This window comes from Sphingomonas glacialis, from assembly GCF_006439055.1.
GTDB lineage: Bacteria > Pseudomonadota > Alphaproteobacteria > Sphingomonadales > Sphingomonadaceae > Sphingomonas > Sphingomonas glacialis_A.
In genome coordinates this window covers 442,432-467,055 of the sequence record NZ_RCZC01000001.1, presented here as the reverse complement: position 1 = coordinate 467,055, position 24,624 = coordinate 442,432, and the positions used below count along the sequence as shown (strand labels likewise).

Genomic DNA, 24,624 nt, shown 5'->3' with positions numbered 1-24,624 from the left:
AAGCGAAGGTTTTCCGGCTGTTGTTCTCAAGCTTTCTTGCACCACGAAAGCGGCACCGCGGCAAGGCTCTTGCTGTAACCGGTTACATTTGCGATAGGCTCTGCAAAACCGGGGAGGATTGAGTGAACACGATACAGGTCTCGCGACGCAGCCTGATGCTCGGCGGTGCGGCGGTGCTGGTATGGCGCTCCAGTCCGGCGCGCGCGCTGCTGGCGTCGGTCGGCACGGGCGCGCTGCCGCTGGCGGTCGAGGCGCTGGTCGGGCAGATGACGCTCGAGGAAAAAGCCGGGCAGCTGACGCTGATGGCCGCGGCCTGGGCCGGCGGTGCCGCGAGCAAGCTCAACCCGATCGCCCCGACCGGTGGCTATGAGAGTCAGCTCGCCGATGCCGGGGCCGGCCGGCTGACCGGCGTGTTCAACGGCAATGGCGCGAAGATGGCGCTCGCGATGCAGCAGGCCGCGATGCGCAGCCGGCTGAAGATCCCGCTGATCTTCGCCGCCGACGTGATCCACGGCTTCCGCACGGTGTTCCCGGTGCCCTTGGGCGAAGCGGCGAGCTTCGATCCGACGCTCGCCGAGCGGACCGCGCGTGTCGCGGCGGTCGAGGCGGCGGCGGCGGGGATCGACTGGACCTTCGCGCCGATGGTCGACATCGCGCGCGACGCGCGCTGGGGACGCGGCGTCGAGGGCGCGGGCGAGGACGTGCTGCTCGGCTGCGATTTCGCGCGGGCGCGGGTGCGGGGGTTCCAGGGCAGCGCGTTGACCGCGAACGATGCGGTGATGGCGTGCGCCAAGCATTTCGCGGCGTACGGCGCGGGCGAGGGGGGGCTCGACTACAATTCCGTCGATATATCCGAGCGGACGTTGCGCGACGTCTATTTCCCGCCGTTCGAAGCAGCGCTCGATGTCGGCGCCGGATCGGTGATGGCGGCGTTCAACGAAGTGGCGGGGATCCCTGCGACCGCCAACCATTGGCTGATGACCGAGGTGCTGCGCGACGAATGGGGTTTCGGCGGGCTGACGGTGTCCGATTATACCGGCGATATGGAATTGATCGCGCATGGCTTCGCCGCCGACGAGCGCGATGCGGCACGGCTCGCCTTCCTGGCGGGTGTCGACATGAGCATGCAGAGCGCGCTGTACATCAAATATCTCCCTGATCTGGTACGCTCGGGCGCGGTGCCGATGGCGCGGCTCGACCAAGCGGTGCGGCGCGTGTTGCGCGTGAAGGTGGCGCTCGGTCTGTTCGCCGATCCGTTCCGCCGGATCGATGCGAAGCGCGAGGCGGCGCGGATCGGCACGCCCGCCAACCGCGCGGTGGCGCGCGACGCGGCGCGGCGTTCGATCGTCCTGCTCAAGAACGACGGCGCGCTGCTGCCGCTGGCGCAGAACCGCAGGATCGCGCTGATCGGCCCGTTCGCGGCCGGACAGCACGATCTGATCGGGCCGTGGAACGTCTACGGGTCGGATGCCGACGCGATCGACCTCGCGACGGGCGTACGGGCGCAGGCCGGGCCGCGCGCCGCGATCAGCGTGACGCCGGGGTCGGGCGTCGATGCGCCGCTCGACGGCGGAATCGCCGCGGCGGTCGCGGCGGCGCAGGCGGCGGATGTCGTCGTGCTCGCGATCGGCGAGAGCCAGGACATGTCTGGCGAGGCGCAGGCGCGCACCGAGATCGTCGTGCCCGCGGCGCAGCGCGCGCTCGCCGAGGCCGTCGCCGCAACGGGCAAGCCGATCGTGGTGCTGCTCAAGAATGGCCGCGCGCTGGCGCTCGACGGGGCGGTGCTCGCGGCCCCCGCGATCCTGGTGACGTGGTTCCTCGGCTCGGAAGGCGGACCGGCGATCGCCGACATTCTGTTCGGGCGCTTCAGTCCGTCGGGACGGCTGCCGGTCAGCTTCTCGAGGGCAACGGGGCAGGCCCCCTATTATTACGCGCACAAGGCGACCGGCCGGCCCAATCCCGATGGTCCGCTCGAGCCGTTCAAGGCGCATTATCGCGGCATACCCAATACGGCCCTGTTCGCCTTCGGACATGGCCTGACCTATGGGCAGATCGCCTATGCCGGGTTGGACGTTTCCGACGGCGGCACGCTGTCGGCGGACGGCACGCTGACCGTCTCGGCGACGGTGAGCAATAGCGGCAAGGTCGCGGCGGACGAGGTCGTGCAACTCTATGTCCATGACGTGGCCGCGAGCATCACGCGCCCGGTGCGCCAGCTCAAGGCCTATCGCCGGGTTTCGCTCGCGCCCGGCGCGTCGCAGAAGGTCAGCTTCACGCTGCGCCGCGCCGATCTGACGTTCATCGGCACCGACATGAAGCCGACGGTCGAGCCCGGCGCGTTCCGCGTGTGGATCGCGCCGTCGGCCGAGGCGGGCGGCGTGGAGGGTCGCTTTACGTTGGCGTAGCTGCGGCGCGCTGCGCGAGCGTCGCCATGATCCGACGATGCGTGTCGCGGCGCAGCGGATTCGCGGCCATCGCCAGCGCCGAGAGCAGGCAACGGGCGCGATGGCACGGCGTGGCCGATCGCTCGGCATTTCGCTTGACCGACTTCTGTAACCGGTTACATCCGCGGTGCCCGATGCGCCAACCGACACGGGCTGGAGAGCAATTGTGATCGATCGCCGTACCTTCACCGCCTCCACGTTCCTGGCGGTGGGAGGGCTGGCAAGCGCGGTCACGGCGCCAGCGGACGCGCGCGAACGCCGCCGCCACGCGGTGCGCGCACCCAAGCTGCCCGCCCTGTTCGACGATCTCGAGCAGCGCACCTTCCGCTGGTTCTGGGAGACCGGCAATCCGGCGAACGGGCTGGTGCCCGATGCCTGGCCCAATCCCGAATTCTGCAGCATCGCCGCGGTCGGCTTCGCGCTGACCGCTTATCCGATCGGCGTCGAGCGCGGCTGGATCACCCGCGCCGCGGCGCGCGAGCGCACGCTGGCAACGCTGCGCTTCTTCGATCAGGCGCCGCAGGGTGACGGAACGTCGGGCGTCGCGGGCTTTCGCGGTTTCTTCTACCATTTCCTCCACATGGACAGCGGGCTGCGCTTCGGCGATGTCGAGCTGTCGTCGGTCGACAGCACGATGCTGTTCCTCGGCATGCTGTTCGCCGCCGAATATTACGACCAGGACCATCCCGACGAGCGTGAGATCGGTCGCCTCGCGCGCGCGATCTATGCGCGCGCCGATTGGGACTGGTTCCGGCGCGGGCAGGCGGTGCTGTCGATGGGCTGGCACCCCGGCGTCGGCTTCATCGCGCGCAACTGGGATGGCTATAACGAGGGCATGATGGTCAATCTGCTCGCGCTCGGATCGCCGACGCATGCGGTCGGCCCCGACGCCTGGGCGGCGTGGTGCGCGCCTTATGCCAAGTGCTGGCGCGGCAGCGGCGCGACGCGGCGGCTCGCCTTCGCGCCGATGTTCGGCCACCAATACAGCCAGATGTGGATCGACTTTCGCGGCATCCGCGATGCGGCGATGCGCGAGGCGGGGATGGACTATTTCGAGAATAGCCGCCGCGCGACCTGGGCGCAGCGCAGCTATGCGATCCGCAACCCGATGGGCTGGGCAGGCTATTCGCGCGACATCTGGGGGCTGACCGCGTCGGCTGGTCCGGCCGACGTGCAATATGACGTCAACGGGCACATCACCAACTATCGCGCCTATTCGGCACGCGGGCCGGTCGACGAGCCCGACGGCTTCGACGACGGCACGATCGCGCCGACCGCGGCGATCGGCTCGCTCGCCTTCGCGCCCGAGATCGTCGTGCCCGCGACGCTCGCGCTGCATAAGCAGCAGGGGGACCGGCTCTACGGCCGCTACGGTTTCTACGACGCGTTCAATCCGAGCTTTCGCAAGCCCGAAAAGCCGCTCCAGCGGGGGAGCGTCGATCCGGTGCGCGGCTGGGTGTCGGAGAATTATCTCGGCATCGACCAGGGGCCGATCCTCGGCGCGATCGCCAATACGCGCGACGGGATGATCTGGCGGCTGATGCGCCGCTCGGCGCCGATCCGGCTGGGGCTGGAGCGCGCGGGCTTTACCGGCGGCTGGCTCGCGGCATAGCAGGCGTGCCCCGGGGTTCGCCCCGGGGCACGCGCCGCTAGAATTTGTACTTCGCGCCGATCTTGAAGTTGCGACCCTGGCTCGCGACCGAGCCGGTGTCGGGATCGCGCGTCGCACTGGCACCGCCGATCGTCTGCAAGCCGCCGCCGAACGTCGAATAGTTGCGATTGACGAAGTCGAACGCGTTGAGCGCCTGGAAATAGACCGTCAGCTCGTGGCCGTGCGCGTAGGGCATCTTGAACGTCTTGGCGACGTTGAAGTCGATGTTCTTGTAGCCGATCCCACCCGGCTGATAGATGCCGAAATTTGTCGTGTAGCAGCCGCCGCCGCCGGGCGCGGTGGTGGGAATGCCGCACAGGGCGCCGCCGTACGCCGGACCCGACGAGATCGTCGCAAAGCCCGTCGCGCGGATGTTGAGCGGGAGCTTGATGGTGCCGGTCGCGACGAAGCGCCAGCGCTCGAGCCCGCTCGAATCGCCATACCCCTGCGCGCCGATCGTCGGCGCGTCGAAGTTGAACGGATCGCCGATCGAGGCGCCGTTGCGCGTATCGTTCGAGCGCGAACTCGAGATCGTCAGCGTCGTGCTGAAGCCCCAACCCGAAGCCTCGGTATAAGGCTTGTCGGCCTGGAGATAGACCGCGGCATAATGCGCCTTGCCGTCGCTATTGCCGATGAAGACGTTGCCATAGCCGGGCAGCGGCGCGGTGTTGATCGCGGCGGAAGGGTAGAAAATCCCGGCTGCATAGGGCACGCCGTTATAATAATAGACCGGATTGCCGCCCGGGCTGTACGACCCGTCCGGATTGCGGTTGCCGACCACCTCCTGATAGATGTTGTGCGACTTGATATAGGCGAAAGTGATCGAGGTGTTGACCACGCCGAGACGCTTCTTGACCGCGAAATTGACCTGATCCGAGAAGGGCATCCGCGTCCGGTTGTTGAGCAGATGGACCTCGCCGCCCTGCATCGCGGCAAGCGTGCGCAACTGGTCGACGTTGGTCGGGATCGTCGCGACGCAGCCGGTGGTGCCGAGCGTACAGGTCGGCGGAGTCCGGATCGTCGCGACCGATTCATACTGGTTCTTGATCGTCTCGATCGCGGCATCGATGAATAGCGAGCGATTGTAATAGCGCCCGCCGCCGAGCACCAAGACGAGATCGCGGTCGCCATTGACGTCGTAGGAGATGCCGAAGCGCGGCTGGAACGCGCCGAGGAAGGGCTTCCGGTTGTTGCCCGTCGAGATGTAATCGTCGGCATTGATGCCCGCCGCCTTCCAGCCCGGATAGGCGCGCAGCGCGGAAGCAATCGCAGCCGGCGTCACATAGTTGTTGTTGACCGCGTTGGATTCGTAATCCCAGCGCAGGCCGCCGCTGATCAACCAATGGTCGTTCGGCCGCCAATCGTCCTGGATGAAGCCGCCGATCTCGGTGTTGTTCGCGGTGACCGGCTTTACGACGGCGGTGTTGATCGTCGCGGCATAAGGCGCGGCGGTGGCCGCGTTGCCGAGGCCGAAGAAGGTGTTGGCGTCGTAGAAATAGGTGCCGCCGCCGTTATTGTTCTCGAGCCGCTGCAGCTTGGTGAAATTGACCTTGATGCCGGCCTTCACCGTGTGCGCGCCGCCGAAGAAGGTGACATTGTCCTTGAACAGCGTCTGATACTGATGGTCGTCCTGCGAGAAATTGGTCCCGCCGAGGATGAGCAGGCGGTTGTCGCTGATCAAGGGCGTCGCGCCGGTCCCGTTGAAGGTGACGACGCTCGACGGACCCGTGACATTGGGGATCGACCCGTTGGCGGCGGCATCGCGCGCGAAGATGAACTCGTTGAGCCAGCCCTCGCCGCGATGGTTCCAGGTCAGCTGATAACGATGCTCGGTGTTGCGGTTGTTGGTCGAGGCGTCGAGCGTCGTCGCGCCGCCGTTGATCTGGAGGTTCGACTCGTTGCGGATGAACGCGCTCACGTTGATCGTGTCGCGCGCGGTCGCGTAGAAGGTCAGCTTTCCGAAATAGAGCTTCTCGTCGAAGGTCGCGGGATAGCTGCCATTATATTGCGACCGCGCGCTCTGCGCGTAGGTCTGCGCGGCCGGCGCCAGGCCGGTGAGATTGGCGTTGTAGACGTTGATGTCGTTGGCGCCGAAGGTCTTGCTGGTGCCCTCGAAGTCGACGAAGAACGTCAGCTTGTCCTTGATGATCGGGCCGCTGAGGTTGCCGCCGTAGAATTTCGTGTCGAAGTTCGGCTTCGCGCGATACGGCTTGGTGGCGTTGTTGAGGTTGCCGGGGCGGTCATCGTAATTCTCGCTGATGAACGCCTTGGGCTGCCATTCGCCGAAGATCTCGCCGTGGAAGGTGTTGCCGCCGGTCTTGGTGACCGACGATATGACGGCGGAGCCGGCCTGCTCGAACTCGGCCTTGAAGTTCTGCGTCTGGACGTCGAACTGATCGACCGCCGACGCCGGGAACGGATTACCCGACGATATGTTCTGCCCGACCGTCCCGCCGTGGTTCACCAGATTCTTGATGCTGATGCCGTCGATGAAGGTGTTGGTATTGTCCGAATTGATGCCGCCCGCCTGGACCTGGCGCGCCTTGCCGCCGAGCGTCGGGGGCGAGACGGTGACGCCGGGCGCGAGTGCCGCGAAGTTGAGGAAGTTGCGGTCGCCATTGGGCAGATTCTCGAGCTGGAAGCGCGAGATGTTGGCGCCGACCGTCGCGGTGCGCACGTCGCGCGCGCGCGATCCGGTGACGACGATATCGTTGCCGCCGCCGGCAGCGGCAGGTGCGGCGAGATCGGCGGTGACCGCCTGGCCGAGCGGCACGACGACTTCGGCCGAGCGGCTGCCCGAGGCCACGCGATAGGTGCTCGGCGGCAGGCCGACCAGAATATAGTCGCCCTTGGCGTCGGCCTTGACCGTTTCGACATGGCCGGTGCTGAGATCGGTGAGCGTGACGGTCGCGCCCGCGGTCGCCCCATCGATATGCCCGCGCACGGTCGATGTCGTCTGCGCCATCGCGGGCGCGCTGAGCAGCAGCGTCCCGGTGGCGAGGGTGGTAGTCGTAAGCGCCACCTTCAGGCTCGCCTTGATCAGCGTGTTCATGTCGTCTCCCCTAATTCGAGGCGGATGCCAGCCTCGTTATGTTCTCGTTCGTCGGCGGATCGGCCACGTGCGCGGGGGCCGTCCGCAGCAGCGCGGGACGGAATGTCGCGGGACCCTGCGGGCCGACGCCCGTGCGGTACACCCGTGTTTTCCTGCCCCAGCGCGGTGCTGGACGGAACCCCGAACCGGCCTCTGACGGGCCGGGTAACCGGTTCCAAGACTTGCCCAGTAACCGGTTTCATGTGCATTCGCCAAGCGGAAAATGCGTCGCGCCCGAGCCGCCTCGGCGATTCGCGACGGCACAGGAGAGGATGACCAGTGACGAGCCTTGTTTCGCGCCGCACGCTGCTCAAGGGCGCGTCCGTATCGGCGATCTCGATCATGCTTTCGCCCGCGGTCGCGCGCGTCGGTCGTATGCGCGATGCGCGGATCGAGCGCCTGATCGCCGCGATGAGTCTCGAGGAAAAGGCCGGACAGCTCAGCATCTTCAGCGATCCCGCACGGATCGACGGGCCGCCGGTCAATCCAGGGCTCGTCGCGCAGAGCATGGATACGGTGAAGCGCGAGATCGCCGCGGGGCGGATGACCGGCCTGTACAACGGCATCGGCGTCGCCGCGGGGCGCGAGCTGCAGCGCGTTGCGGTCGAGCAGGGGCCGCACAAGATTCCGCTGATCTTCGCGGGCGACGTGATCCACGGGATGAAGACGACGTTCCCCGTGCCGCTCGGCGAAGCGGCGAGTTTCGATCCCGAGCTCGCCCGGCGCACCGCGCGCGCGGCGGCGGTCGAGGCGAGCGCCAAGGGGATCCACTGGATCTTCGCGCCGATGGTCGATGTCGCGCGCGATCAGCGCTGGGGCCGCGTCGTCGAGGGCGCGGGCGAGGACAGCTGGCTCGGCGCGCAATTCGCCGCGGCGCGCGTACGTGGATTCCAGGGCGAGGATCTGACCGCGGAGGATTGTGTGCTGGCCTGCCCGAAGCATTTCGCCGGCTATGGCGCGGTGCTGGGCGGCATGGACTATAACACCGCCGACATCCCCGAGACGACATTGCGCGAGACGCATCTGCCGCCGTTCAAGGCCGCGTTCGACGCCGGCGCGCTGTCGACGATGGCGAGCTTCAACGACGTCGCCGGGGTGCCCTCGACCGGCAACCGCTATCTGCTCACCGACATATTGCGCGGCGAATGGGGGTATAAGGGGCTGGTGGTGTCCGATTACACATCGGACGAAGAGATGATCCTCCACGGTTTTGCCGCCGATGGCGCCGATGCGGCGGCCAAGGCGATCAACGCGGGCTGCGACATCTCGATGCAGAGCGGGCTGTACAACATGCATCTGCCCGCGCTGGTGCGATCGGGAAAGGTAGCGCTGGCGACGGTCGATACCGCGGTGCGGCGGGTGCTCCGCGTCAAGCAGGCGCTCGGGCTGTTCGACAATCCGTATCGCTCGCTCGATCTCGCGCGCGAGCAGCGCGACGTACGCCTGCCGCAGGCGATCGCGCTGGCGCGCGAGGCAGCGGGCAAGTCGATCGTGCTGCTCAAGAACGAGGGGGATCTGCTACCGCTGGCAACATCGACCAACGTTGCACTGATCGGCCCCTGCGTGTCCGACAAGGGCGACATGCCTGGGCCCTGGGCGAGTTTTCCCGATTTTGCTTCCTGCGTCACGCCGGAGGAAGGTTTCCGCGCCGCGCTGGCGCCGGGGGCAGCGCTCCGAGTGGCGCGTGGCGCAGATTATGAAGCGCCGCTCGCGGGCGGGATCGAGGCGGCGGTCGCGGCCGCGAAGGCGTCGGACGTGGTTGTGCTGGTGATCGGCGAGAGCGCGCGGATGTCGGGCGAGGCGCAGGCGCGGGTCGAGGTGACGATCCCCGAGCCGCAACGCGTGCTGGCAGAAGCGGTCGCCGCGACCGGCAAGCCCATCGTCGTGCTCCTGCGCCACGGGCGGGCGCTCGCCTTGAGCGGCGCGGTCCGCGCGGCGCCGGCGATCCTGGCGACCTGGTTCCTCGGCTCCGAAACGGGCCATGCGATGGCCGATATCGTGTTCGGCGCCGTCGCGCCGCAGGGCCGCCTGCCGGTTAGCTTCCCGCAGGCATCGGGGCAGGAGCCGTTCTTCTACGACCATCGCACCACCGGCCGCCCGCAACTCGGCGCGGATCCGACATGGAAAGCGCGCTACCGCGAAGTGACGAACGACGCGCTCTACCCGTTCGGGCACGGATTGGGCTACGCGACCGTCCGCTATTCCAGCACCGCGGTTAGCGCGGCGACCCTTGCCGGCGACGGCGCGATCCTCGTTTCGGCGACGGTCACCAACACCGGCAAACGGCGCCTGCACGAGGTGGCGCAACTGTATATGCACGACAAGGTCGCTAGCCTTACCCAGCCGGTCCGCGCGCTGAAGGGCATTCGCCATCTCGACCTCGACCCCGGGCAAAGTGCGCGCGTCGCCTTCAGGCTAACACGGGCGGATCTGGCCTTTGTCCATCGCGACCACCGCAGCTTCGCCGAGCCAGGGGCGTTCGATGTCTGGGTCGCGCCCTCCTCGATCGCGGGCGTGCCAGCCACGGTCATGCTCGCATGACTCGCCACAGCTCGGCTTGCGCAGGCTCGTGGCAGGTCACCAGACATCATGGTTCGGACAGGGCGGCACGGCTGGCGACGGCCATCGCCCGGTCAAATCCCGACGCGATGTCGTCCGGGGAATCCTCCACGTGCAGATCGGGCACGATGCCCGCGTCCGGTTGCGCGCTCGGGGGGAAATAGCCGATCAGCGGAAGATCGATCTCGATCCCCGACGCCGGCAGACGCACGAACAGAAACGCGCCGCCATTGATGCCGCGTCGATTGCCACCGGTCGGCGCGCCGACCAGCGTCGCAAGGCCGCTCGTCTTGAGACACTGGACGAAGCCGAACGTCGCCGAGCTGTTGCTGGCGTCGATCACCACCACCACCTTGCCGCGAAAGCGCTTGCCCTCGGGCCGGATCGTCATCGCGCCATTGGCATCGCCGTCGCGTTCGGTCAGGTCGTAATATCCGTCGGGACGGGGGCCGCTGGCGCGATCGCCCCAATCGTAAAAGCTTCTGTCCCAGGTATCGACATGCGGCCGGAGATCGTCCGGAACGCGCCGTGCGCGCACGCGCCGGGCAGTGCGGACCGGCACGATCGCGCGATCGACCAGCCGCGCGAGGATCGGATTGCCGCAGTCTAGCCCGCCTTCATTGCCGCGCAGATCGATGATCAACGCGCGCGTTCCGTCCGATGCGATGGTGTCGAGCTGCGTCTCGAGCCACGCGCGCCAGTCCCAGCTGCCGTTATAGACGCTCCAGGATGGCATGGTGAGGCATGCGATACCGCCCGGCTTGCGCTCGAGCGACCAGAGAATCGCGTCCTTGGGCTTGTCGTCGATCGGCGGGACGGCGGCACGGCGCTCGGCAAGCGTCATCAGCGGCAGCTCGAGATGCCGCGAGAGCCCGTTCGGCTGGGTGGCGAGCAGGCGAACGCTCCCCCGCGCGACCAGCTCGGGCCGCTGCATCGGCAGATAGATGTCGAACGCCTGGAACCGGTCGACCGCATTGAGCGCCAGGATCTGTCGGCGTTTGGCGTCGTTATGCCCGTCGGCGCGGGCCAGCGGCATGAGGCCGCGGAGCAGCAGCCGGGCGTCGGTGCCCTCGATCGTGTGGATTTCCGTGCCCGGCGCGAGCGCCGTCCCCGACAGGTCCCGCGTCACGATCATCCGCTCGCCGATCCAGCGAAACAGGAAGGGGAGTTTGTCGCGCCGCTCGAACAGCGCGGTGCGGATCGTATCGGACTGGTTGTAGAAATTGGGGTAACTGTGCCCGCACCGAACGGCAGCGGTGATCCGGGCAAACGCCAGATAGACCTGGTCGAGGGTTTGCGCGCGTTCGAGCGCGCGGTCTAGGGCGGCGAAGCGCACCTTCCACGCGGCAGGCCCGGCGTAGCGCAGAAGCCCGGGATGAAGTGATCGATAGGCATGCGCCAGAAGCGCGGCATCGGCCCGAAAGTCACGCGGACTCGGTGCGGCGGCGATCGGACGCGCGAGGGCAGCGACCCCCAAGGCGCCGGCGCCCCGGAGAAGCGACCGGCGTGATAGAAGAAAGGACATGGGCAGACTCCGCGAATGAGCCTGTCGGGTTTCGCCGTCCGTGCCGCTGCGCGCGCCTCAAAACCCGTTTTGCCGTCAGCTATTCGGGTTTTGAGCCGTTGCTGCGGCGATAGGCCGAGGGCGATTGGCCGAAGCGGGCGCGGAACACCCGGTTGAAGGTCGCCTTCGATCCGAACCCGGCATCGAGCGCGAGCCCGAGAAGGTCCGCCTCGCTGCCGGCGCGCAACGCGGTGGCGACGTCCTCGCAGCGCAGCCCTGCGATGAAGGTCGAGAAGTTGACGCCAAGCCCCTCGTTGAGCGCGCGGGAAAGATGCCCGGTGTTGGTCGAGAGCAACCGCGCGAGCGTCGGCAGCGAGAGTTCGGGGTCGCGGTGCCACTGTTCTTCGCGGACCCGCGACGCCCAGGCTTCGCCTTGCGCACGCCAATCACGCGCCGCGCTCGGGGCATCGGGTGCCGCCGGCGCGGGAACGCGCGCCAGGTGCAGATCGGCGTGGCGCCACCCCTCGACCCCGAGATAGCAACCGATCGCGGCGATCACGAGGTACCGGCCCATGTCGCCAAAATAATCGAGCGGCGCGATCAACGCGCTCCACCCGGCATAGAGCATTGACACGGTGAGCAGCAGCAACAGCGCCACCACGGCGCGACCGAGCCAGCGTGCGCTCAGCCGGTCATCGTCGCTGCGCTGTTGGGCCAGCGCGGTGCCATAGCGCCGCAGAACCCCGAGACTGGCGATTCCGTACCCGCCCAGGCTGGCGATCAATGCCAGCGTCAGGCTGGGCTCGAGGATGGGCGAGGCGAGGGTGTCCCACCTGTTCTTGAGCTGCAGCGGCAGCGGGAAGAGCGCTGCCTGGTAGGCGAACTGCGCCACTGCCGGCGCGAGGTGCCACCGGAACCGCGCAGGCCGCGCGCCGAAGGCGATGGCATGGGCGTATCCGTACAGCAGCGGGCCGATCGCGAGCGGGACGGCGAAGGGCGCGAACGACAGCCACGGGTAGCGATCATAGAAGCCGGCAAAGCCGATCGTGTAGGGCGTCAGCGTGCCGATCAGCACGATCAGCAGCCATGCCAGCGTACGGTTGGCGGCGCGATTGGCGAGCGGGCGCCATAGTGCGCCGGCCAGGATCGCCATCTGCGCGCTGGCCACCAGCAGCAGCGCGGTGCGCCATCCAAAGGTGAGGGCATCGGATGTCATCGGCGAGGCCTACCGCCATTACAGCGCCATAGAAATGCCGCGCTGGTCCGTGGGGACGAAGGCCTATTCCTTCATGCATTGCTTCGGGTCGGCGCGTCGGAACTCGGCGCACTTCCACACCGTGCGGTCGAACGGATGCGCCGCATCGCGCAGGTCGCGCAGATAGCTGAACGACATGGTGGTCATCTGCGCGGGCAGGAGCGGCCAGGCGGTCGCGGTCTGGCTCGCGTCGCTCCAGCCCATCACCTTGCAATAGGGCCGGTCGCCGCAGAGCTTGAGCGCGAGCTCGGCATATTCATCGGCCGCCATGCGCGGATCGAGCGTGATCAGATAGGTGTTGGGATCGCTCGCCAGCGGCCGCAAGGTCGGTGCCGTCGCCGCTGCGGTGGTCGGCATCGGGGTTTGATCGACCGTCCCCTCGGGCAGGACTGGCTGCCCGGCGATCAGGTCGGTGCCCGTCTTGTGCGCATCCGAATAGGGCGCGAGCTGCGCGATGATCGGCTCGTCGGGCGAGACCTGGCGATTGAAGGCGGGCGGGGTGCCCCACCAGCCGGTCCAGCGGAAGAACAAATGGGTATTGACCGCAGCGATCTTGTCGAGGCTCGACTGCCAATAGGGCACCACCCAATTGGTATGGTAATGCGTCGCATAACCGACCGGCTTGTAGACCGCGCCGGTGAGCGCCGCGGTCGCCACGTCGCGCGCGCGCTTCCATTGCACGTCGAGCCAGTGATGGCGCACCAGTGCGCCGTCGCAGGTGAAGGTGAACTGGCACCCAGTCGCGCGCTCGGCGCCCTGGAAGACAACGCCGCAGATCGTCTTCGGGAAAGCCGGGTGGCGCGCGCGATTGATGACGACCTGCGCCACCGCGCGCTGCCCGATCGGCTCATCACCCGCTTCGTAGAGCACAGCTGAGGCCAGGCAGTCGATCGCGCGGGCGCGCTCGAGCGCATCTCCAGCGAGCTTGAACGGTCGCGCCGCGGGGTTGGGACCATCGACGAACGGCACGCTTGCGTTGAATGCGCGCGCATCGTCGGGCTCAAGATCCTGGAAGGCGACCGGCTCGACCGGCGGGAGCTCGGCGGCGGGCACGACGCGCTGCGGCGCGCTGCGCGCGACGTGATGGCGCACGAGCGGCGGCGCGAAACGGATCAGCAGGATCGGCAGCACGATCGCCAGGACCGCGATCACCACGACGATCACGCGCAGCAGCGTGCTGCGAGAGCGGACAGGTGTCATGCGTTCACGACAGATAGGGGGGAAGTGAGGCGGGCACGCGTGGCTCCTGGCCAAGAACGGTCAGCGCCCTTAGCGCAGTTCGATCGAATTGCGAATTCCGCGGTTTGTCCGGCCCGTCCCAAGCCGGGAACCGGCGGGGGAGTCTATTGTGGTGCAGCGCTCGGGCAGGAAGTCCGGCTCTCACGCTAGGCCTATTACGGCGTCGTCGTTCCGTCGCCGCTCGCGACCGCACGGTGCACAGGTTCGCTAACATTGTGAACAGACGCGTAGGGCGCCCGTAGCCCGTCTATTTCGCGGTACTCCAACGCCAGTGCCGGGTGGTACGCGAACGACACCCGCCGCCGGGCGATCCGTCGAGCCGACCGTATTTCGTGTCTTCGACCCAACCCTATCGGTTATCGTTGCGGCTGATCGAGCAGTCCGGCGAAGAAGGCGGTCACGGCGATCTGCACGCCGACACAGCAGAGCAGCATCGACGGTATCGTAACCCGCATCAACGCCATCGGATTCATCGCGCCAAAGCCCGTGTCCGACCAGATGACCGCAGCCGTTATCGCGCCACAGATCCCCGTGACGAGCATAGCCGCTGCGATCAGACACGCCCGCTCGACCGAGACCCAGGTACGGGCACGTCGCATCAGGGCACTTTCGGGCCACATCCCCACGATCACGCCGTAGCGCCGGGCAAGGATGGACAGGCCGATAAGCTGCGATCCGATCAGCACCGCCATCGCGGCGAAGATCATGGTGTGAATGCTGAACTCGACGCGGCCCAACCGCAGGCTGCCCGGCATAAGCGCAAGAACGCCCAGCAGCCCGGCGATCGTCAGCGCTATGCCAGGATACAGGAACAGATAGCGTGGCGCGTAGATCAACAGGAACCGCAGGTGCCGCCAACCGTCCCGCCACGTCCGTAAATGCGGCGGGCGACTCCGGCCGTCGGCGTCGAGCGTCGTAGGCACCTCGCGAATATCGAGCTTGGCGATCGATGCTTTTACGACCATTTCGCTCGCGAATTCCATTCCCGGCGCACCGAGCCCCAGCGCGACGATGGCATCACGCCGAAACGCACGCAGGCCGCAATGGAAATCGCCGACGGGCGTTCCGAAAAAGGTTCGCCCAAGGAAACTCAGTACGGGATTGCCGAGATAGCGGTGCAGCGGCGGCATTGCTCCGGACGCTATTCCGCCTCTAAAGCGGTTGCCCATCACCAGTTGCGCGCCGTCGCGCAATTGCGCGACGAACGGCATCAGGGCGCCGAAGTCATAGCTGTCGTCGGCATCGCCCATCACGATGAACTGGCCCTTGGCAGCGGCGATTCCGCCGATCAGCGCCGCACCATAGCCGCGCGTCGGCACATGGACGATCCGTGCGCCCATCGCGTTGGCGATCTGCTGCGATCCGTCGGTCGATCCGTTGTCCGCGACGATCACTTCGCCGACGATATCGTGCGCGGCGAGAAAGGCGTTTGCCTTGCGCACGCACAGGGCCAATGTCTCGGCCTCGTTGAGGCAGGGCATCACGATAGACACTTCTATCGCTGCTGGGGTGCGATCTGAAACGTCTTCTGACCAGGGCCGATCGGAAGCGATGGGCAGTGTGTGAAGTTGAGCCGCAGCCATTGCATCCCCCTGGTTTGGCAACGGTCTAGGGGTCGCGCCTTAAAATTTTGGTTAACATTCCGAATCTGGATATTCCTGCTACTAGGATGAAGGTCTGCACCATCGCTTGGTGTTAGAGAGGTCCGGCTGGACCTTTGCTTTGGCCTGGTGCGCCCAAAACTCCGCTTGCGTTTAGATCGCGTTAACCATTCCACTCTAGCCATTGTCTGGACTGCAGGGGGGCGATGCGTGCGCGCACATCATTTGATCGTTACCGGGGGCGGCGGCTATATCGGCGCACGGCTTGTCGAGCGCGCGCTTCTGGAGGGACGCTCCGTCACCTTGCTCGGGCGCAAGGCTGGTCCGGCGGGGACCGATCATGTGCGATGGGCCCTTGGCGACCCGTTTCCTTCGGGGCTTACGGTTTCCGATGGCACGGCGCTCGTCCATCTCGCGCATGACTGGCAGGCGGGCGAGCAGGGCAACGTCACCGGGTCACAGGCCTTGTTCGACGGCGCGTGTGATGTCGGGATAACGACGTGCGTTTTCATTTCATCCCAGTCGGCGCGGCAGAACGCGCTGAACCGCTATGGCCGAATGAAATGGGCGATCGAACAAAGTATCCCCGACGCGACATCGTTGCGCGTTGGCCTCGTCTACGGGGGACCGCGTAAAGCGATGTACGGGTTGCTCTGCCGTCTCGCGCAGCTGCCCGTTCTGCCGATGATCGAGCCCGGCCGCATGGTGCAGCCGATCCATATCGACGAGGTGGTGCGCGGCGTGCTCAGCGCTGCCGATGGCCGCGCGAGGGGTGTGGTGGCGTTGGCTGGAAGCGAACCGATTGCCTTCGGGGACGTGTTGAAAGCGTTGGCGCTCGCTTATGGCGGCAAACGCTTGCCGATGCTGCCCGTGCCATTGCGGCTGGCGCTGCTGGCATGTGCGGTGAGCGAACGCATCCCGTTCGTGCCGACGGTCGACAAGGAGCGTGTTCTCGGGCTCGCCGGGACCGAACCCATCGACAGCGCGCTGGATCTCGTTCGGCTGGGGGTGGACGTGGCGCCGATGTCGCTCCGCCTGCCACGCGAGCCCGCCGGGCGCCGTGCGCTGCTGAGCGAAGCCCGCATGTTCTTGCGATACGTCGGCATCGCGCCGACGCCCGCCCTGATGCGGCGCTATGCCCGAGCGCTCCCCGAGGGGGCGATTGCCCGCCCACATTGGGGACTGCGGTGTCGCGAGCCGCTGAATGCGACCGCCCCCCTCGCCAAACGGCTGCGGATCGCTGCACGGATCGCCGAGGCGAGCGCGCCAGGCGAAACGATGCTCAGCCGGGGATCGCGCCCACGTCGATTGCTCGACCTTGCGCTGCAAGCGATGGTGGAACTCATCGTCCTTCCCACGCGCCTGCTCGTTAGCGCATGGCGATGAGCGAGTTCGCCGGAGAGGCTGACGTCATCATCATCGGCAGCGGCCCTGCCGGCGTCAGCGCTGCTTGGCCGCTCGTCAACGCCGGAGTGCGGGTGTTGATGCTGGACGCATCCGATTCGCCGCTACCAGACCTCCCCACGCATGAGACGCTTGCCGACTTTCGGGCAGATCCCGCGCGCTGGCGCACCGAGCTCGGCGCCGCCGGCCCACTCGCCGATGGCGGCGTATCCCCGAAATTGGCGACGGCGCTGGCACGCGCAACGGTGCACGGCTTTGCCGATCGAGCGGGCGTCGAAACCGAGAATTATATGGCGCTGGGATCCCATGCAGCAGGCGGCCTGTCGCGGATTTGGGGAGCTCTCGCCGCACGCTACGATCAGAGCGATCTCGCCTGCTTCCCCGGCGATGCCGCCGCGCTTGTCGCAGGATATGAAAGTGTCGCACAGCGGATCGGCGTTAGTGGCGGCAAGGACATTACGGATGCCGATCTGGCATCCTTGGCGCCGTCGGTCGGTCGGCTTGCCCGGCGGCACGGGCGGCGCACCCCATCACCGGGCTTCCGCCTCATCACCGCGCCGAACGCCGTATTGGCGGAACCGCGCGACGATCGGCTCGGCTGCACCGCCTGCGGACTGTGCCTTCATGGGTGCAGCCGTGGCAGCATTTACCACAGCGCGCTCGAACTGCCGGCGCTGCGCCGTTTTCGCAATTTCCGCTATCGCGCCGGCGTCGCTGTTCAGCGATTGGCAGCCGACCCCAGCGGGCAGATCGTCGAGGCACGGATCGGCACCGAATCCGTTCATTTCCGTTCGCCTGTCGCGATCGTGGCGGCGGGGACGCTGATGACAACCAGCCTCGCGCTTCGCCGGATCGGGCTTACCGGCGTGCCGGTCCGGCTGGAAAGCAACCCGGTTGGCGGCATCGCGTTTCTCGTCCCCGATCTCGTTGGCCGAGCGTTGCCCGATCGCGCGTTCGGTCTGGGCCAGCTCTTCTACACGCTTGCGCTATCGCCCGGCATCGAAGCCGCGGGCGTCTTCTACGGCGCCGACACCTTGCCGCTCGCGCCGGTTGCTGACCGGATGCCGTTCACGCGCCCCTTCGCGCTCAAGGCCGCGCGTGCCCTCGCACCGGCGCTTGTCCTTGCCACGACCTATTTGCCTGGGCGATTTAGCGACAACAGCATCCAGGTCGATGAGGATGGTGCCGCCGGCCGTATTCGGATCACAGGCCGACAGTCGCGCGAAGCCGAACATCTGCTCTCGCAGAGTTTCAGCGCGCTTGCCCGTGTGGCGCGCGGACGGGGCGCCTGGGCCATTCCCGGATCGCGCCAGACCTTGATGCCCGGCGCCGACGCGCATCCGGCCGGAACGCTCCCGATGGGGGCGACCAGCCGAGCCGGAACGAGCGCGATCGGCGAGTTGAACGGCGCGCCCGGAATATTCATTGCCGATGGCGCGGCGCTGCCCGTTTTGTCGGGACGGCATCCGACGCTGACGATCATGGCGAATGCCGACCGGCTCGGCCGCGCACTGGCGCGTCGGTTCGCGGCAACGCCCGGCGTCGCGCGTGCCGGCTGAAGCCGCGATCATACCGCATACCAGCGGGCGGCTGGCGCGTCTGGACCGCGCTGCGGTCCTGCTGTTCGCCGCGCTCACCGCCATCTACTTCGTAGAGGCAGCGACGCTTGCCGCGCATGCGCCATTCTGGATGGACGAGGTCCTGACGTTGTGGACGGCGCGTCTGCCCGACGCAGCGGCGATCTGGTCAGCACTGTGCCGCGGCGCGGAGTTCACGCCGCCGCTGTACGACTGGCTGATCCACGTCCTGTCTCGGGCCGGAATCACCAGCGCGCTGGGTCTGCGCCTTCCATCGATCGTCGCGATCTACGTCGCGGCGCTGGCGACGGGGGCGATCGCACGACGACACGCCGGCCTTGCCCCCGCGGCGCTGGCTGCCGGAGTCGTGCTTGCCAGCGGCCTATTCGGCTGGGCGGTGCAGCTTCGGCCCTATGCGCTGGTGACCGCCGCCTTTGCTTGCGCGCTCGCGGTGTACGACCGGCCCGGGCGCGCGAGTAATCGCCGGTTGACCGCAATGACCCTGCTGCTGACGCTCGCCATCGGGCTTCATTTCTACGCGCTCGTGCTCGCGGCAGGCCTGGGAGCGCTCGAGGCGGCGCGGGCCCGCGACGAACGCCGCGCCTTATCATGGCGCACCTTGGCGGCGATTGGTCTCGCGGGAAGCTCGATCCTCCTCTGGCTGCCGATCCTCCTCGCCGCGCGCGCCTATAGCGGCAGCGATGTCTTCGCGCCGGATTACTACGCCAAGCCGGAGGGGATCGCGATAGTGCGGACCTATGCCATTCTGCTTGGCTGGCTGATCTTGCCGCTTGTCGGGCTGCTTGTCGTGTCGATCGCGGTGCGGCGAAACGTCAGTTCGCTCCGCACCACCGCCCTCGTCATTGCCCTGCTGCCGATCGGGGTCTTCATTTTCGCGATGTTCGTCAGCCACAGCTATTCCGACCGCTATGCGCTGGCGGGCGGGATCGGCATCGGCTTGCTGTTCGCAGCGCTCGCACACCAACTTGGCGCGCGCGCCGCGCCCGCCTCGGTGCTGCTCCTGGCGCTGCTGATCCTGGGCAGCGCATGGCGCAACGGCGGCGAGATCGCCAAGACCGATCGGCTCGACGCCATCGCCGTGATGAAGGCCGCTCCCGCCACGCTGCCGATCGTGACTGGAAGCGGCTTGCGCTTTTTCGAACTCCGCCACAACGTCCCCGGCGCGCGGCTGGTATTTCTCGACACCCCGAACATCCCACCTGGCGATCCAACCAACCGCAACCAGGTGCTGCGCTGGAAAGCGATCGACCCGATGCTGAGCGTCGAAAATGCCGACGCATTCGTGTGTTCGACGCCGGCCTTCTATCTCTTCGCCCAGCCCCCCGATGGGGGCGCCGACACGCTTCCCGACTGGCTAGCCGGACGCGCCGATTTCACCCCACCTCCGCGCGGCCGCGCCTCGCTCACGCTGGTGCGCGCGCGGCCCTGCCACACTCCGCCTGTGGAAAGACGATGACCGATATCGACACGCACGTCACCGCGCTTCGCTGCGATTCGCTGCTTCGCGATCAATCGTTCCCCACCCCGAGGCGAGAGGGGGGTGTACGGCTCCGCCAGCGCATCCGCCGCAGTGCGACGCCGGACGTCGTCTTCGCGCTGGGCGCGGCGGTCTATCTACTGCTCTGCGCCTTTGCCTTCTTCGTCGTCCGCCCCACGACGCTGCTCTATTTCGCCGACTATTGGGAGCATCGCGCGATCGTCAACGAGATCGCCCGGCATGGCCTTCATCCGCTCGACCCCATTTACGGCGAACAGGCGTCGTCGCGGCAGTACACGCCCTGGTCGTCGGCCCTGGGATATATTGCCCAGCTCGGACAGATCGGTAGCGACACCGCGCTGGCGTTGGGGGCGATGGCAGTGTCGCTGGTGTTCATCGGCGGAGTCCACAGTTTCGGCCGCGTATTCTATCGGAACCCTTGGGCACCCGCTGTGCTCCTGGCTACGCTGCTTTGCGCGTGGGGGCCGCTGCCGCTGATCTGGACGGGCTTTTATGCCTTTCGCTCACAGCTGCACGGCAACTATTATCCGGCCGAGCTGGTATTCGCACTGACCTTTGTCGCCTGGGCCAGCGTATTGCGGCTGCTACGTGGTGATGGGCGCGCCGTTCCTCATCTTGTGAGCCTCTTCGCCATCGTCGCGTGTAGCGTTATCACGCACCCGCTCAACGCGGCGTTCCTGGTCGCTGGCGGACTTGGGTTCGTCGTGCTGGAACCCGGCGTCGCACACTCGCGCCGCTTCGGCGCCGCCATGGTCATCGTCCTCGCGATCGCCGCGACGAGTTTCTGGCCCTATTTCAATCCGCTGTCGCTTGCCAGCGCCGGGCTTGCGCGCGGACAGGCGACCTTCAACAATTTCCGGTTTTTCTACGATCCGATGTTTGTCATCGCGATGGCGGGGCCGACGCTGTTCGTCCTGCTGGGCCTGCCCGGCCTGGCGCGCAACCGCAGCGTGCGGATGCCGCTGATCGCGCTCGCGCTCACGTTTGCGGCCTATGTCATTGGCGGGATCGCCGACATCTCGGTGTCGCACCGCCTGCTCGCTTATGTGTTTCTGATGCTGCACCTCCTCTTGGTGAAGGCCGTGCTGGAGGCGATCGCCGGTCGGCCACCACGCGGGATGGACCTGCTCACGCCGCGAGCCTGGCGTGGCGCGGCGCTGGGTGCGGCGCTGATGATCCTTTGGCAGACCGCGATGGCGCTCCAGCAGCTCACCAACCCTTGGGCCAGCACCGATCGCTACCCCGTCCATCAGGTCGAGGCCGATACGAGCACGGTCGTCGCGACCCTGCCGCCTTCCGCCCGCATTCTTGGTTGGGAAAGCGCGGCGCTGGTGATGCCCTCGCACGGCCTATATGTCGTGGCGCTCCCGCGCCCGATGCCGCTGAGCCCGTCGGATGCAGCGCGGCAGGCCGACTATCGCCGCTTCTTTGCGCCCGGCACGTCTACCTGTCGGCGCCTGACGATCGCGCATCGGTGGGGGGCGACGCATGTCGCGTACCTTACGAACGAACTCAATAAGCGCACCCAGCGGGAGCTCGTCGCTTTCGGTCGCGCGACATCGCCGATAGCGCCGTGGCGAGTCATTCGGGTGCCGGCCCCGCGCGCCACCGGTTGTTAACGCACGCGGGGCGACGGTCGGTGTAACCGTGGCGGTCGCTCGGCCTCGGCTCCTTCGAGCTCGAACGCCCACTGGTCGGCCTCACGGGCCAGGCGCTCGGAAGAGCGACCGAACGCCACGCGCCGAAGCTGAGCCACCGGCATGCGGAGCGGCTTCAGATCGACACAGGCGGCGGCGACCATGGCCTTGGGAAGCCCAATATGATCGCTCAGCGAGGCCGCGTCGAGCGACACGATCGATTATGCCAGCACCGTATGGCCCATCCATGCAGGAACGTCTCGGCCGTCGCCCCGGCGGAAGCCGGGGCCTCTGGATGGCCTGGCGGGCGGCGCGACACGGGGGGGCGGCCTTCGCCGGGTCGACGCTTCTGCGTCAGGGCCGCTCACCACCATCTATTGACGTTCAGGCGCTGAAACACCCTTATTGATCATCCGATCTGCCGACGCGGCGGTTACGGTGCGCGACCGGGCGAAGAAGGGGAGTGTGGTAGCTTGGTTCTCTGCTGGTCGCTTGAGCGAATCGAGGCCAACGATGCCTTTAGCACCCGTCACGACCCGCTAAAGCCTGCGGAAAATGCGGGACGAATTGCGGGTACAAGATCAGAGGTGTCGTTAAAATCCGCGCAATCAAGCCATTTTCTGCTTGTCGCTGGTGACCCCTACGAGAATCGAACTCGTGCTTACGCCGTGAGAGGGCGTAAAACCGGATGTTCCGGGATGGAACGGGACAAATACGGGCGGAGAACATCGGCAGAAATCAGCCGTTTGCTGTCCTTGTGTGTCCCGCCGAGTCCCGGTATGCTTATTACCCAAGCATTACCCAACTTTCCGGATCGGGGCGAGCGACGTGGGCAGGACCGTCAAGGATGTGCGTCTTCAGGACCGCGCGGCGCGCGCGCGCCTTCCCGTCAGTCCCGACATATACTGGCGCCCGATCGCTGAAGGCTGCCACATCGGCTACTATCGTGGCGCGCGAGGCGGCAAGTGGGTTGCGCGGTACCGGCTGCCGGGATCGGCCAAGGGCTATGTAAAGGAGCGCATTGGCGAGGCCGATGACGTTCGCGACGCCGACGGCGAGAAGGTGCTCGATTGGTCGCAGGCGCAGAAGGCGGCACATGATTGGTTTGAGGACAAAGCGCGGGGCGGGGTGAAGCCCGCTGGGCCCTTTACCGTCTCGGACGCGCTCGACGAATATTCGAAAAGCTTCAAGGCTCGAACCGGTGCGGTCCCGACCGACATGACCTCGCGCGTTGAGATCATCAGGCCGGTGCTCGGCCACCTCGAAGTGGCGAACCTCACGCAGACTATAATCAGTGACTGGTTCAATGCTCGCGCCAGTTCGGCGAAGATGGTGCGGACAAAGAAGGGGGCGGAGCCGAAGCTTCATGCGGCCGACACGAAGGAAGCACTGCGCAAGCGGCGTTCCACTGCCAACCGGCTGTTAACAGTGCTGAAGGCGGCGCTAAACCTCGCAGCGGAGACGCGCGAATGGTTGCCGATCGCGGCGTGGGCCAAGGTTAAGCCCTTCAGAGGGGTCGACGTTCCGAAGCGGCGTTTCCTTACCGACGACGAGGCTCGTCGCCTGGTGAATGCTAGCGAGGCTGACTTCCGGCCCATGGTTCGCGCGTCGCTGCTGACTGGCGCGCGGTACGGCGAACTGCGGCACGCTAAGGTCAAGGATTATGATCGGCAGTCGCGGACGGTCTATCTGGTCGAAACCAAAAACGCGATTGCCCGCCCGGCATATCTGGACGACGAGGGTGCTCAGATGCTCGAAACCGCAGTGGCAGGGAAGGGGCCGGGCGACCTGCTGTTTGGCCGGCCGGATGGCACTCAGTGGAAACAAGCCGACCAGCTCCGGCGCATGAACGACGCTTTCGATCGGGCGAAGATCGACAAGACCACCTTCCACGACCTTCGCCGCAGCTATGGCGCCCGCCTTGCCCGCGCCGGCGTGCCTATGGCCGTGATCGCCGAAGCGCTGGGCCATAAGGACGAGCGGATCACCCGGAAGCATTACGCCCATCTTGCGCCGAGCTACGTTTCGGAAACGGTGCGGGCGGCTGTTGCGGGGCTTGGCATTGTGGAAAAATCCAACGTCGTTCCCCTGGAGAAGTCAGCTTGAGCTTCCGGTGGGAGGATTGGGCACGCGATATGCGCTCGATCGCTGACAACGCAAAGGAAGGCATTGATGTCGCGGAGAGTCACGAAGAGCGGCTATCGAGATACCTGCTTTATGTGCAGCGCCTGGGGGTGTTCCTAAAGAAGATACCCGACATCGGAGATGCGATCAGTCCGCTCGAGGACATCAAGGACGAGATTGATCTGCTCGTGCATCATCATAAGTCGGATCTGTTGCGACCAGTGGCCGCGCCTCGAACAAGCCCGGCAAACGCTGATCAGCGGCTTCGGATGATTGCAGTGCTTTGCTACAAATTACATCGGCAGGTTGGCTTGGATGAGAAGCAGGCGCGAGCGAAAGTCGCTGATTTAGTGCGCGCGCGGGGCTATCGCGGTGCCAAGGGAGATTTCGGGCCGGGCGAGTTGAAAAACTGGGTGAGCAAGGCAGAAAGCGGGGAATATCCTGGGGTTATCGCTACTGTAGACAGAATGATAACTATCCTACCATCACTACGCACGGCCTCGACCGGGGAAGAGGCTCGCGGCCTTTCTGTAGAGATGCTGGGGCGTATCAGGTTGCCACCATTGTCCCGCGCTCAGGCGGAGAAGCAGCGGCCGATCGTTTAAATTACTTTAGGGCGCGTCGCTAACTACCCTCACTAAGTCGATCCATCCTGTGCGTCCCAGTTCATCCAACGGGACAAAACAGGAGAAGTTATGGCCGACCTATCGCCCATCGCACTCACCATCCCGGAGGTTGTTACCGCCGCCCGGATGCCGCGTTCCGCTATCTATATCGCGCTCAAAAACGGCAATCTTGCCGCGAAGAAGCAGGGTCGCCGCACCCTTATTCTCCGAGAGGAACTAAACCGTTTCCTCGCTGCGCTTCCCGATTATCAGGCGGCTGCGTGAACCATGGTGCAAAACCGAAACGACCCCGCCCGTAGGGGCGAGGCCGTCGAATGTCTGCTGGCAGGCGACAACGACGGATATAGCAGCCAATCCCTTCAACTTCAAACCCTGCGAACTCGATTTGCGCTT

Annotated in this window: 15 protein-coding genes; 9 read left to right on the top strand and 6 right to left on the bottom strand. The window is 66.3% G+C overall.

Going from position 1 to position 24,624, the window contains the following annotated elements; translation table 11 throughout:
• Window positions 1–155 precede the first annotated feature (155 nt).
• Together EAH76_RS02200 and EAH76_RS02195 are read left to right on the top strand one after the other, a co-directional pair.
• The gene (locus EAH76_RS02200) at window positions 156–2,405 is read left to right on the top strand and encodes a glycoside hydrolase family 3 N-terminal domain-containing protein (protein ID WP_140848330.1); all 2,250 of its coding nucleotides are present in this window, start codon (window positions 156–158) and stop codon (window positions 2,403–2,405) included.
• A 205-nt stretch (window positions 2,406–2,610) separates the two neighbouring features.
• Window positions 2,611–4,056: a glucoamylase family protein gene (locus tag EAH76_RS02195; RefSeq protein ID WP_140847442.1), complete on the top strand. Its 1,446-nt coding sequence runs from the start codon at window positions 2,611–2,613 to the stop codon at window positions 4,054–4,056.
• Between the two features lie 37 nt (window positions 4,057–4,093).
• Here the strand turns inward: EAH76_RS02195 and EAH76_RS02190 are convergent, their stop codons facing one another.
• Window positions 4,094–7,147 (bottom strand): TonB-dependent receptor, encoded by a 3,054-nt coding sequence (locus EAH76_RS02190; protein ID WP_140847439.1) that lies wholly within the window; start codon window positions 7,145–7,147, stop codon window positions 4,094–4,096.
• Between the two features lie 318 nt (window positions 7,148–7,465).
• Between EAH76_RS02190 and EAH76_RS02185 the strand changes: the two genes are divergently transcribed.
• Entirely contained in the window at window positions 7,466–9,727 is a 2,262-nt protein-coding gene (locus tag EAH76_RS02185; protein WP_140847435.1) for a glycoside hydrolase family 3 N-terminal domain-containing protein, read from the top strand.
• 46 nt (window positions 9,728–9,773) lie between these two features.
• On the opposite strand, the gene EAH76_RS02180 is transcribed toward EAH76_RS02185, so the two are convergent.
• From EAH76_RS02180 to EAH76_RS02165, 4 genes are all read right to left on the bottom strand, one after another.
• The gene (locus EAH76_RS02180; protein WP_161988946.1) at window positions 9,774–11,222 is read right to left on the bottom strand and encodes a S41 family peptidase; all 1,449 of its coding nucleotides are present in this window, start codon (window positions 11,220–11,222) and stop codon (window positions 9,774–9,776) included.
• 127 nt (window positions 11,223–11,349) lie between these two features.
• The gene (locus EAH76_RS02175) at window positions 11,350–12,465 is read right to left on the bottom strand and encodes an AraC family transcriptional regulator (protein ID WP_140847428.1); all 1,116 of its coding nucleotides are present in this window, start codon (window positions 12,463–12,465) and stop codon (window positions 11,350–11,352) included.
• A 63-nt stretch (window positions 12,466–12,528) separates the two neighbouring features.
• Complete coding sequence (locus EAH76_RS02170; RefSeq protein ID WP_241659502.1) at window positions 12,529–13,704, bottom strand: cell wall hydrolase; 1,176 nt, start codon at window positions 13,702–13,704, stop codon at window positions 12,529–12,531.
• A gap of 395 nt (window positions 13,705–14,099) precedes the next feature.
• Window positions 14,100–15,326 carry a glycosyltransferase family 2 protein gene (locus EAH76_RS02165; RefSeq protein WP_140847425.1) on the bottom strand — a complete coding sequence of 409 codons (1,227 nt, stop codon included), beginning with the start codon at window positions 15,324–15,326 and terminating at the stop codon, window positions 14,100–14,102.
• Between the two features lie 483 nt (window positions 15,327–15,809).
• Here EAH76_RS02165 and EAH76_RS02160 point away from each other — a divergent pair, with 483 nt between their 5' ends.
• The 3 genes from EAH76_RS02160 to EAH76_RS02145 all read left to right on the top strand — a co-directional run bounded on the left by EAH76_RS02160 (window position 15,810) and on the right by EAH76_RS02145 (window position 21,463).
• Window positions 15,810–16,730: a hypothetical protein gene (locus EAH76_RS02160; RefSeq protein WP_140847422.1), complete on the top strand. Its 921-nt coding sequence runs from the start codon at window positions 15,810–15,812 to the stop codon at window positions 16,728–16,730.
• Complete coding sequence (locus EAH76_RS02155) at window positions 16,727–18,307, top strand: GMC oxidoreductase (protein ID WP_161988945.1); 1,581 nt, start codon at window positions 16,727–16,729, stop codon at window positions 18,305–18,307. Before EAH76_RS02160 ends, EAH76_RS02155 begins: the two co-directional genes overlap by 4 nt.
• A gap of 1,323 nt (window positions 18,308–19,630) precedes the next feature.
• Window positions 19,631–21,463, top strand: coding sequence for a hypothetical protein (locus tag EAH76_RS02145; RefSeq protein WP_161988944.1), 1,833 nt, complete (start codon window positions 19,631–19,633; stop codon window positions 21,461–21,463).
• Here the strand turns inward: EAH76_RS02145 and EAH76_RS24815 are convergent.
• Window positions 21,460–21,606, bottom strand: a complete 147-nt coding sequence (locus EAH76_RS24815; protein WP_431357971.1) for a hypothetical protein — start codon at window positions 21,604–21,606, stop codon at window positions 21,460–21,462. The genes EAH76_RS02145 and EAH76_RS24815 overlap by 4 nt on opposite strands.
• Window positions 21,607–22,309: 703 nt before the next feature.
• On the opposite strand from EAH76_RS24815, the gene EAH76_RS02135 reads away from it, so the two are divergent.
• The 3 genes from EAH76_RS02135 to EAH76_RS02125 all read left to right on the top strand — a co-directional run bounded on the left by EAH76_RS02135 (window position 22,310) and on the right by EAH76_RS02125 (window position 24,495).
• Window positions 22,310–23,587, top strand: a complete 1,278-nt coding sequence (locus tag EAH76_RS02135; protein ID WP_140847403.1) for a tyrosine-type recombinase/integrase — start codon at window positions 22,310–22,312, stop codon at window positions 23,585–23,587.
• 29 nt (window positions 23,588–23,616) lie between these two features.
• Window positions 23,617–24,210, top strand: coding sequence for a hypothetical protein (locus tag EAH76_RS02130; RefSeq protein WP_140847400.1), 594 nt, complete (start codon window positions 23,617–23,619; stop codon window positions 24,208–24,210).
• Window positions 24,211–24,300: 90 nt separating this feature from the next.
• On the top strand, window positions 24,301–24,495 hold the full coding sequence (locus tag EAH76_RS02125) for a helix-turn-helix domain-containing protein (RefSeq protein ID WP_140847396.1): 195 nt from the start codon (window positions 24,301–24,303) through the stop codon (window positions 24,493–24,495).
• The last annotated feature ends 129 nt before the right edge of the window (window positions 24,496–24,624 follow it).